Below are 10,363 nucleotides of genomic sequence, written 5' to 3' on the forward strand. Positions count from 1 at the left end.
CCGAGTACGAACGTGACTGGTGGCGACAACAGCAAGCCACCCCACAGTCCGCCTGAAACAAGATCACCGGACTCTACGAAACTCGGGGCAGCTCACTCCACCCAGGCCACGTCGAAGCTGGACACCTCCAGTCGTGTCCAATGGAACGACCATCACGGCTCTGGTGAGACAAGCCAGCTCAGATGAGATCCAATCCACACTGAAAGGCGAAAACCGGGCACGGCCAGCCACGCACGCTGGGAATCGACCGACTGCCACCCGAGACAGATGAGACACCACCAGATCCAGTGAGACCGGACAGGCGGGCAACGCCTCTCAGCTCCGCGTCATATATGCCACTTAGATGACATCGTCAGAGAGAACATGGCGCGGAATCTGAGAACCTACATCTTGATGAGGTTGGCGATGTTGAACACGCCGCCGTGCTCCTCGAACTGCGCTTCCGCCCACAGCACGGTCTGGGTGCCCTGATGCTTGACCATCCCGGGCGAGACACCGAGCCGGAACGTGCCCGGGGCGGGCTTACCCTCCGGCGTGTGCGGCAGGAAGTCCTGCGGGGACGGGCCGGGCGAGGGGTAGACGAGGGCGTCGGTGCCGATCGCAACCGGGTAGACGCCGGCCGCGGCGGCGGTCTTCAGCATCTTGCGATGCATGCTGACCCGGACCGAGGACAGGACGGCGGCCCGGATGTCGGGGCGCCACGTCTTGCGCTCCCGGGCCGGCCACGGCTCGTAGTACGGCACCTGGCCGCGGTTGCGCTGGCGCAGCTTGCCGATCCCGCCCTTCGCCGTGGCCCTGATCGCCTTCAGTACCAGGGCCAGGGCCGGGTCGGCGTCCTTCGAGCGGGCCATCGCGTCCAGAAACTCCTGGCCGCCCATGTCCGTGGTGACGCGGAGGTCGGCCATCGTCGACACGTACGCGTCGCGCAGCCGCTTGTACCAGGGGTCCAGGTAGCGGCCGGTCCGGGTGCGCACGTACGCCTCGATCGGCGCGACGTCGAAGCCGAGCTCCACCGCGTAGGCCACGGTCGGGGTCGCGTACCAGGCCGGTCCCTCGGGGCGCTCACCGGTCGGCGTGAACGGCGAGGGAAGCCGGTCGGCATCGACGGTGCGGCCGCCCACCGGGACGCGGGAGAGGTCGACGTGGGACAGGTCGGCCAGCCACGAGCCGGGCAGCGCCGGGTCGAACGCCGGTTGTTCGGCAGGTAGGTTGGGCCGTTCAGGCCGACGGTGAGCCCGTTCGCTGCCGCTGCGAACGCCATGTTGACGTCGATGGCAACCAGGTACGGCTGCATGCACTCGTCATCGGTCAGCGGCCGGTACCAGTTGTAGGGCTCCTCCATCAGCATCTCGGCCGGGGTGCGCATGTGGTGCCGGGCGAACTTATGGTCCGCCGCAGCCTGCGGGCTGGGCCGACCCACATCACGAGCGACGACTTCAAGTTCTCCCACCCGGACTACCTGCAGCTGTTGCGCGAGGAACCGCGCACGGCCTCCGCACGGATCCGCCCGGACTACCGGGCCTGGCAGGCACAGGCCGAGGCGTACGTGCGCGAGCGACGCGGTGACGTGGTGATCGAGATCGCCCCGGCGAGCGCTGCCGGGTTCATCGCCGGCGCTTCCCTGTACCGGTAGGCCCGCTACCGGGTGCAGTTGGCGGTCCTGGCGGTGCGCGCGGCCGATTCCCGCCAGGGCACGGCCTCCCACTACGCCGACCCGCGGTACCCAGGTAGGAGCGCTGGGCATGGGCGGATTCCCGTCGGAGAGGCCGAGCGTCCGCACTTCTCGCCACTCACCCACGGCGGGCTACGCGCCGGGTGCGGCGGTGGTCGTCCTGGTCGTCGGCCACGTCTCAATGGCGGACCGGCCCGCCATTCGAGCGGGCACGGACCTCAACTCGCCGCCCATTGACCCCAGCCGTCCGGAGCGGCAAGGGACGTACATGCAAACACGTTGCCGCCTCGTGCAGAGTTTCGGCCTAACTGTCTGCCCACCTGCCGAGACAATGGCGAAGAGTTCGTCGATCTCGCAGGTCAGCGGAGGGTTCCGTGCGCGAGTGCCGGTGACTTGCAGTCAGTTGGGGGCCACTTAGGCGTGTTAGCGTCCGGCCCGATCGCCCGACTGCTCTCCTGAACAGCAGTGGGCCGGGAAGAGGGAGAACGATGAATCGCTTGAAAAGGGCCGTGGTCGGTATGGGGCTCACCGGAGCCCTCGCCGCAGGAGCGGTGGCGTTCACCGCAGGTACCGCGTCGGCCGCCAACAACTACTTCATCCGGACCTACTACGCGACCAGCTGGGACGGCGCACAGAGCGCTTGCCAGGCGGATGCGAACCGGCTCAACTCCGGTGACTCGGCTGGCTTCTACTACTGTTCCCCTGGTCCGACCCAGTACCAGAACGGTCAGTACCTTTACGGTTACAACCTATGGGAACGTCTCTGACGATGTGACCTGATCCGCTGGCTGGCGCAACTCACAGCCCCCGGACAGGGACAGGGTTATGCGCCGGACCCGGCAGCGGTCCGGACCGTGTCCGCCCGCGATGCGTTAATCGCATGGTCTGTGCGACCGATTGTTTTCCGGCTGGTCGAGGTGGCTCTGGTTGGCCCGACCAGTCGGACCGTCGGGGGGTGTGGCCGTCGGGGGGTGTGGCCGTCGTGGGCTGTGGTGCTTGGCTCGTTTGAGGGCCCAGTTGGACATGTTGCGTTTGATCACACGCGGGTTGGAGCGCAACCGCCGTGGGGGCAGCAGCCGTTCGGTGATCTCACGCAGGCTCTGGGTGACGGACCGGGCCAGTCGCGAGGGGGGAAAGCGCCGCCTGCCCGGTGACATGGCGGCGGACGACGCGAAGGGTGCGGGTGAAGGAGACCCGGTCAGGATCGTGCCCGGCCTTGGGGGCGGCCTGGTGCATCAGGTCCCGCAGCGCGTGGTGGACCAGCAGGAACGCGAAGGCGTGGTCCCCGGCACGCTGCCGCCGCCTCTGTCCACCGTCTACATTCACCAGCACGCGACGGCGTACCGCGGCCTCGATGCGGTGCCGGACGATGAGGCACGGACCCCCGCCGACGCGCTCCTGGACCGCCTCGACGATGTGATCGTCTTCGGCGGACCGGGCTTCGGGAAGTCCAGTCTGCTGCGGTGCTGGATCATCACCGTCGCCCGAAGGTGGACTGATGAGCACTTCTACCACTCGGTCCCCGTCCTGGTCAGGGCCTCGGATCTGGTTGGCGACCGGCCCTTCGTGAGCCTCCTGCACGACGCCGTCTCCCGGGAGCTGAGCGGCGCCGGGCTGGTCAGGCCGATGCGCGAGGACCTCTTCGCCGCTCCCCCGGCACCGGGCGTGCACTGGCTGCTGCTGGTGGACGGCTTGGACGAGGTGATGAGCCCGGAGGGGTGGCAGCGCGTCCTGGGTAAGCTCGCCTCGATCCGGGAACAGGACGCATACGCGCACCAGTTCCGGTTCGTCGTGACGACCAGGCCCACCCTTGACGTCCGGGATGCGCCGGAATCGCAGTTCCGCTACTGCTCATTGCTGCCCTTCGACCCCCAGCAGCTGCCCGGGTTCGCCCGCGCCTGGTTCACCGCCCTGCGCCTGCCGGAGCCGGAGGCGAGGACCACCTCCCTTTTGGAGCACGTCAGGATCCCCAGCGTTCGGAACCTGGCGAGAGTGCCTCTGATGGCCACCATGCTCTGCCAGTTGCACGCCGACTCCGACGAGGAGGCGCTGCCCCGGGGTCGCTAGTGCCGTGACCGAATAGGTCCACCGGGTTGGGGGCTCAGGAATCCGCAACGCGCCCCTCGGAAATCCAGTGGTCATGATGGCTTGGGGCGAGAAGAATCCCTGGTCATGACCCTGCTAACCCACTGGCCGCTTGCGGGCCTGCGGTTGACCACGCCGCGCCTGGAGCTGCGATTGCCGAACCTAGATGATCTCGCGGCCTTGGCTTCGTTGGCCGCCGATGGTGTGCACGACCCGGCGGTGCAGCCGTTCACCGTGGCATGGACCGATGTCGGGCCCGAACAGCGTGCTCAGAGTGTCCTGCAGTACCACTGGCGCTGCTGGGGCGAGTGGCAGCCGGAGAACTGGGAGCTGAACCTGGTGGTCGTGCGTGACGGGATCGTCGTAGGTACTCAGGGCATCGGTGCCCGGGACTTTTCGGTCCGCCGTGAAGTAGGCACGGGCTCCTGGCTGGGCAGGGCCTACCACCGCCAGGGCCTGGGGACCGAGATGCGCGCGGCCGTCCTCCACCTGGCCTTCGCCGGACTCGGTGCACAGCACGCTGTCTCTGGGGCATATGCAGACAACGCAGCCTCGCTGGCGGTTTCCCGCAAGCTTGGCTATCGCGAGGACGGCACTGAGCGTCATGCCGTACGCGCAAAGCCTGCCGTGCTGCGCAGGCTCCGCCTCACTGCTGAACAGTGGCAACAACACCAACTGGTCCCCGTGAAGACGGAAGGGTTGCCGGAGTGCCTGCCATGGTTCGGCCTGGCCTGACCGTGTAACGGCGCGGAGATCATCCCGGATGGTCTGTCGAACGACGAGTCCAGATTAGGGCGACGCTGCAAACCGTGCTGTGGGTCAGGCCGCAGTGGCGAGCGGTCGCCCGCCCCACCGGAGGCCCTTCTCGCTGCGGGTCCGGGCACGTTCACGGCGTTCCCTGGCGGAAGCGCCTGGGCGCCTCGCGCCGGACGGCGGAACGCTACCGCGCCGGGAAGCTCCGGATGCCGCTTGCGACCCGGATGCCGGATCCGACGCTCGACCTTCGGCAGCAGCGGCTCGATCACCGCCCACAGTTCGTCGTCGACTTCCCACGGCTTCGGCCGAGCCACCCGCACCCCCAGATCACCAGACCCAGAGTGATCCAACCACCTCGAAGATCATTTCGTTAGGAGTTCTGAGCGCCAGGAAGTCCGGGATGTGCGAGTCGGCGCCGCCGGCCTGGGAAACCGCAGGCGGAACGGCTGCGACAGCACCTCGACCACCCCGCCGGCGAAGTCCAGGACCAACAGTAGCCGCCGCTCCACCAGGCTCTCGAACCCGTGCTGGCGACCGGTGGAGACCAGGAACTCCAGCCCCGACCGGTGCCTCTGACCAGCTCGCCACGAGAACCGGCGTACCGGAACGGACAACCCCGTCGGCCCGTCGGCGAGGTCGCGTGCGGGCACGATGACCTCGACCTTGCCCGCCTTCCAGACCGTCGTCCACGTACACAGCCAGTCCGGGGCATCATCGAGCCAGCCGACGGCCTCCTCGGGCACGGCTTACGGCAGGAACAGCTCGTCGAGCGCGCAGGCGTGCGACCACACCGGCCCGCCTTCGCGTACAGCACCGCGATCCGAGGACTCCATGAGCCAACCTCACCGCAGTCCCGCCGTACCGACGACGAGATCACCCGAAATCCGACTCTTGGCCCCCGTCCGCGCTACCCTGCCGACGCCCGTTGGACGCTCCAGTTGGCCACCCCGCGCTGAGTGTCGGCCGCTCTCTTGAGCCACTTTCAAGCCGCTTCTGATGAGCGAATGCGCAGGTGGAGGAAGTGCTAGCAGCCCACAAAAATGTGGCATTTGCCTTACTTTGGCCGGCATGCGAGAGCGGAGAGACCGGACGCGACGAGTAACTTCACAATTCAGATGTGGCCTGATTCGATTCATCTTTTCTCTCACCAGTACCACTGGCACCGCTTGGTATATCCGCGCCGGAAAAGCGAAGATGGAATTCGCGAAACGCCGATCTATTGATTCCATAGGGGCACCAAGAAGCCCGTCGATGCGAGTGGCCTGGACAGCTTCGACTCGCCCCGACGGGCACCGAAGATCACCATCAGAGAGGTGACGCCTCGTGTCCCCTGACGGTACCTCGCGGCAGCCGCGCAACCCAAAGCCCCGGTGGAGTGTGGTTCTAGTGGCAGTCTCTGCCGCCACGAACCTCTTCCGACTGCTGCGGGAACTCTTGATCCACCACTGAGACTGTGCTTGTTCTAACCGGCGCTCTCTCTGCTGAGATGGAGAGAGCGCCGGCCAACTGCCACGCTCGGAGTGGCCAACTAGGTCCTGTCGTCAAACTCCCGTCGTCCGCCCGGAGGGCGGGCCGTGCGGCGTCAGGTGCGTGCTTTCGCCGTGCCGGCCACAGGCCCTCGTACTGGGCGTACTCGGGTCTGGGGCCGGTGCGGCGAGAGTGCGTGCATGGCGTCGCGCGGCAGACGGGAGTTTGACGACAGGGCCTAGTGCCGCATGAGGCAATGTTCGCCTTCCGTGACGTTGGCGGGAACCGTCCTGCTGCTCGCGAGGTCAGCCGAATGTCTCGCGGTGGCGCTTCAGCCGAAGTCGCTGGCGGAAGTGAGGCCCTCGACGAATGATCCGAAGTCCGCGGCGAGGGCCAACTCCACGCTGAAGTCAGCGTCGAACCATCCGACTGAAGGTTCCACGTGTCGGCCGCACGCCCGGTAGTCCAGCGCGATCCAGCAGGGTCCGTCGCCCGAGAGGAGCACGACAGGCGCGGGCAGACCCCATTCCTCGACCAGGTAGGGACTATCGAGCAACGAGACTGTGCTTTCGCGGTGGCCGATGCCCATCACATGGTCGAACGGGACGTGGTCCTCGCTCCAGGAGGTCGGCTTGTCTGTCCGGAAAGCGTTCCGAGCACCTGTCACCTTGCCGCCGTTCTGAACGCGCAACGGATCAATCAGTGAAGCTGGGAGGGTGACATCGAGCAGTCGCTCGGCGTCCCGCACAGCCTGATCAGTCAGCGGCTGCTGCACCCCATGGTTGCTGCCGGCGTCCCAGAACGCGGGCAGCACATCGTCAGAACGAGCCATGACTCGAATCGTAGGAGCTATGGGCTGCGGTTGACCTCCAGAGGAGGCTCAGGCGTCCAGAATGATCACGTGGCTGAACGTGTCCGTGTACGGGAGATCGATGACGACGAGGGGCGGCGGTTATTGCAGATCGTTCGCCGGGGCACCGGGTCCGTGGTGACCTGGCGGCGGGCACAGATGGTGCTGCTCTCCGCGCAGGGCATGCCGGTAGACAAGATCGCAGCGGTGACGTTCACCAGCGCGGACCGGGTCCGCGACGTGATCCATAACTTCAACGCGGACGGCTTCGACTCGCTGTATCCGAAGTACAAGGGCGGCCGTCCCAGAACCTTCTCGTTGCCTGAGCGGCGCGAGATCAAGAAGATCGCCAAGTCCAGGCCGGTCGAGCACGGCCTGCCGTTTTCGACCTGGAGCTTGGTCAAGCTGGCCGACTTCCTGGTCGCCGAGGGGGTGGTCGACGACATCAGCCACGAGGGTCTGCGCATTGTGCTCCGCGAGGAGGGTGTCTCCTTTCAACGCGTGAAGACCTGGAAGTCCTCGAACGATCCCGACTACAGGGCCCCGGCGTTTGCCCGGGTCATCCGGTTTGATCATGTGATGCCGTAGAGGCTGAGGACGAGGGTGCGTTCGGTGTGGGCCCGGCGGCCGGCAGCGGTGTTGACGTACCCGGCAAGCTTGAGCGCACCGCGGACCAGGTCGCGGACGGCGGCGAGGACCGAGGGCGTGTTGTGGGTCCTGACCTGGGACTTGTCCTCGTTGAAGGTCACATTCCGACACCAGTGGACGGTGTTCTCCACCGTCCAGTGCCCGCGAGCCCATGAAGCGATCTCGGCGGCACTCGCCTCCTCGGCGGGCAGGTCGGTGATGGCGTAGACGGTCTCGCTGGACCACTTCTTCGCTCAGTAGAGACGGCGTCTGCGCTGGATGCGCAGGACCTGGGCCGCGTGGGGGAAGAGGAGGCCGTTGACGGTGACGACCTGGACGCGACGCTGTTCGAGGCGCCCGTGGCCGCGGGCGTCGTCACGGTGGATGACGGGGATCTCCTTCCAGGGCAGGGCATGGAGTTGACGGGCTTGGCTGCGCTGGTTGTTCTTGATGGTCAGCAGGTAGTGGGCGTCGCGTTCGTGCAGGTAGGTGGCGTGGTCGCGTTGGGTGTGGAGGGCGTCGGCGGTGACGACGGCCCCCTTGAGATCGGCGTCGTCGAGCTGGTCGAGCAGGGGTTGGAACTCGGGGATTTCGTTGGTCTTCGCGCCGATCTCGCGGGAAGCGAGGGTGATGCCGTCGCCGTGCCGGACGGCGGAGAGCACGAAGACCCTGCTGCCGTCCGGGCGTTTCGCACTGCGCAGGCACTTGCCGTCCACCGCGATGGCCCGGCGCCGGGAGCGCACCGGTTCGGCGCGGGCGGCCGCCCGGTGGGCGCGGCGCTGTTCGCGTTCGATACCGCCGTCGGGCATGAGCGGCTCGGGAGAGTGGGACACCGTGGACAGCAAGGGCCGCAGGTGGTCGTAGCCAGCCGCGCTGACCTCACCGGGATCGAGCCGCCCCAGAACGGTGCGCAAGGTCTTCTCACTCGGGATCCGGTAGCGGCCGAGCAACGGATGGTAGGGCAGACCGAAAGCGGCCAGTTCCTCGGGGTCGGCGCGTTGGCACCACTCCGCCGCCGCGGTGATGGAGTCATGGCCCGCCGGGGTCATCGCACAGACCACCAGGGCCAGCAGCGAGGAGACCCGGTAGCGCACCCCGCACGCCCCGCGAGGATCGGTGGCCGACGCGAACTCGGCAACCGCGCCACGGACTTGGCCTCGCGCGGCATCCGAGCCGAGGGCCTCCAGGCGGGGCGCCGGAGAGACGGGAACGACGGCAGGGGATGATGGAGGAACGAACACGGCACCTTCGTGGATCTTGCAGCGTAGAGAACTCCATGATCCACAGGTGCCGTGTTCATCTGCTTACAGGGCCCGCCAGCATGATCAACCGGCCCAGGCTGGGGCGATCCGGGCAAACGCCGGGGCCCTGATCCCGACTACGAAGCGAAGAAGGCCCGTGTCGAACACCTCTACGCCATCGCCGACGGCGAGGTCGTCCCCGAGAACGGCGAGCCAGATGTCATCTTCTGCATGGACGAGTTCGGCCCGCTCAACCTGCAGCCCCACCCCGGACGCCAGTGGGCTGAGCGCGGCGGCAAGGGCAAGGACCCCGATCGCGAGCCGAGGCCGCGCCGCCGGGCCACCTACACCCGCCCGCACGGGGTCCGGCACCTGTTCGCGGCCTACGACCTGGGCAAAGACCAGCTCTACGGGCACATCAAGAAGACCAAGAATCGCTCGAAGTTCCTGGAGTTCTGCCGTTACCTGCGCAGTCTCCACCCGGCCGACGTGCGCATCGCCATCGTGTGCGACAACTACTCGCCGCACCTGACCACGGAGCGGTGCCGTCGGGTGTCGGACTGGGCCGAGGCGAACAACGTCGAGATCGCCTACACCCCGACCAATTCATCGTGGCTGAACCGGATCGAGGCCCAGTTCACGGCCCTGCGCTACTTCACCCTCGACGGCACCGACCACGCCAGCCATAAGGAGCAGGGCAGCATGATCCGCCGCTACATCATCTGGCGGAACAAACATGCCCAAGGCGAGCGCCTTCGCGACGTCGTGGACAGGGCGAACGTTGCCTGATGCGGCACTAGGCACGCCCCCGGGAACCGCAGGCCCCCAGCACCGGCCCTGGGGCCCGCGGTTCCCGGAGACGACCACCTCCCGCGCGTGGAGGGCGAGCCCCGGCGCTTTCTGTTACGCCGTACGTGTCATACCCTTCCCGACGGTCTCCAGAACCGGCATCGCCGTCGGTGAGCGGGAGCGCCCCGACGGCGCCCGCACCTCCGCCACGCGCTTCGTATGCCTGCACGGGATGTCCGTGCCCGCCCGCAGAGCGGCTGCCAGCGCCACGTGCCCGACGCGCACGGCGTGCGCTTCCTCACCGGCCATGACCGCCGGCCCGGCTGGGGCGTCCTCGGGGCGTTCGCCGGCACCTTCGACCTGTCCGGCTGCCCCCGTCGCTTCGACGCCCGGACGTGCCGGCCCGGCACCGCCCGCCGTGCGCGGGGGCCGGCGGTGAGGCATCCGCCGGCGCCATGACGTCCGGTCCTCCTCGTCATCCGGGTAAGGACGGGCACATCTGGGTGTCCGAAAGTGAACGGCCCGCCGTTGACGGGCATATGCGTGCGTCCGCCCGAGAAAGAGAGCCGGCAGGGCGCTGCGCGCCTGTCCGAGACAAGCGTCGCCCGGGCGACGAGTGAGGAGCCGAGCAATGAACACCACGGCCGAGGAATTCGAGCTGGACGTTGTCGAGCTGGCCGGGGACGAGGGCACCGACACGGCGGTGGTCACGATCAGCTACCCGTCCAACCCGTGTGACTGCATCTGACCTTCACCGGCGGGGGGGGGGCGGGGGCCGCCCCCCCCCCCCCCCCGCCCCGGGGCGAGTCGAAGGACGGCCTCTCCCGCCACGGCGCGCGGGGGGGGGTGGGCGGCGGCGCCGGGCAGCCGCGGCGC

Annotated in this window: 7 protein-coding genes and 5 pseudogenes; 7 read left to right on the top strand and 5 right to left on the bottom strand. The window is 67.7% G+C overall.

What is annotated here, in order from left to right; all coding sequences use genetic code 11:
• Positions 1-383: 383 nt before the first annotated feature.
• Positions 384-1,375, bottom strand: a pseudogene (locus tag ACH4LD_RS32735) (transcriptional regulator); the annotation flags it as partial.
• Between the two features lie 9 nt (positions 1,376-1,384).
• Between ACH4LD_RS32735 and ACH4LD_RS32740 the strand changes: the two are divergent.
• The 4 genes from ACH4LD_RS32740 to ACH4LD_RS32755 all read left to right on the top strand — a co-directional run bounded on the left by ACH4LD_RS32740 (position 1,385) and on the right by ACH4LD_RS32755 (position 4,492).
• Positions 1,385-1,633: a zeta toxin family protein gene (locus ACH4LD_RS32740; protein ID WP_398059875.1), complete on the top strand. Its 249-nt coding sequence runs from the start codon at positions 1,385-1,387 to the stop codon at positions 1,631-1,633.
• Between the two features lie 527 nt (positions 1,634-2,160).
• Positions 2,161-2,439, top strand: a complete 279-nt coding sequence (locus ACH4LD_RS32745; protein WP_398059873.1) for a hypothetical protein — start codon at positions 2,161-2,163, stop codon at positions 2,437-2,439.
• Between the two features lie 439 nt (positions 2,440-2,878).
• A complete protein-coding gene (locus tag ACH4LD_RS32750) occupies positions 2,879-3,739 on the top strand; it encodes an NACHT domain-containing protein (protein ID WP_398059872.1) in 861 nt (286 codons plus the stop codon).
• Positions 3,740-3,844: 105 nt separating this feature from the next.
• On the top strand, positions 3,845-4,492 hold the full coding sequence (locus ACH4LD_RS32755) for a GNAT family N-acetyltransferase (RefSeq protein WP_398059871.1): 648 nt from the start codon (positions 3,845-3,847) through the stop codon (positions 4,490-4,492).
• Between the two features lie 230 nt (positions 4,493-4,722).
• Here the strand turns inward: ACH4LD_RS32755 and ACH4LD_RS32760 are convergent.
• From ACH4LD_RS32760 to ACH4LD_RS32770, 3 genes and pseudogenes are all read right to left on the bottom strand, one after another.
• Positions 4,723-4,827, bottom strand: a pseudogene (locus ACH4LD_RS32760) (IS5/IS1182 family transposase); the annotation flags it as partial.
• Between the two features lie 48 nt (positions 4,828-4,875).
• Positions 4,876-5,256, bottom strand: a complete 381-nt coding sequence (locus tag ACH4LD_RS32765) for a hypothetical protein (protein WP_398059870.1) — start codon at positions 5,254-5,256, stop codon at positions 4,876-4,878.
• A gap of 1,055 nt (positions 5,257-6,311) precedes the next feature.
• On the bottom strand, positions 6,312-6,812 hold the full coding sequence (locus ACH4LD_RS32770) for an SMI1/KNR4 family protein (RefSeq protein ID WP_398059868.1): 501 nt from the start codon (positions 6,810-6,812) through the stop codon (positions 6,312-6,314).
• 69 nt (positions 6,813-6,881) lie between these two features.
• Here ACH4LD_RS32770 and ACH4LD_RS32775 point away from each other — a divergent pair.
• Positions 6,882-7,373: pseudogene (locus ACH4LD_RS32775) on the top strand (helix-turn-helix domain-containing protein); the annotation flags it as partial.
• Between the two features lie 29 nt (positions 7,374-7,402).
• Here ACH4LD_RS32775 and ACH4LD_RS32780 read toward each other — a convergent pair.
• Positions 7,403-8,698: pseudogene (locus ACH4LD_RS32780) on the bottom strand (ISAs1 family transposase).
• Between the two features lie 129 nt (positions 8,699-8,827).
• Here ACH4LD_RS32780 and ACH4LD_RS32785 point away from each other — a divergent pair.
• Positions 8,828-9,487, top strand: a pseudogene (locus ACH4LD_RS32785) (transposase); the annotation flags it as partial.
• 219 nt (positions 9,488-9,706) lie between these two features.
• Positions 9,707-9,946, top strand: coding sequence for a hypothetical protein (locus ACH4LD_RS32790; protein WP_398059866.1), 240 nt, complete (start codon positions 9,707-9,709; stop codon positions 9,944-9,946).
• The last annotated feature ends 417 nt before the right edge of the window (positions 9,947-10,363 follow it).

Origin of the sequence: Streptomyces sp. NPDC017676, from assembly GCF_044329325.1 — a bacterium.
GTDB lineage: Bacteria > Actinomycetota > Actinomycetes > Streptomycetales > Streptomycetaceae > Streptomyces.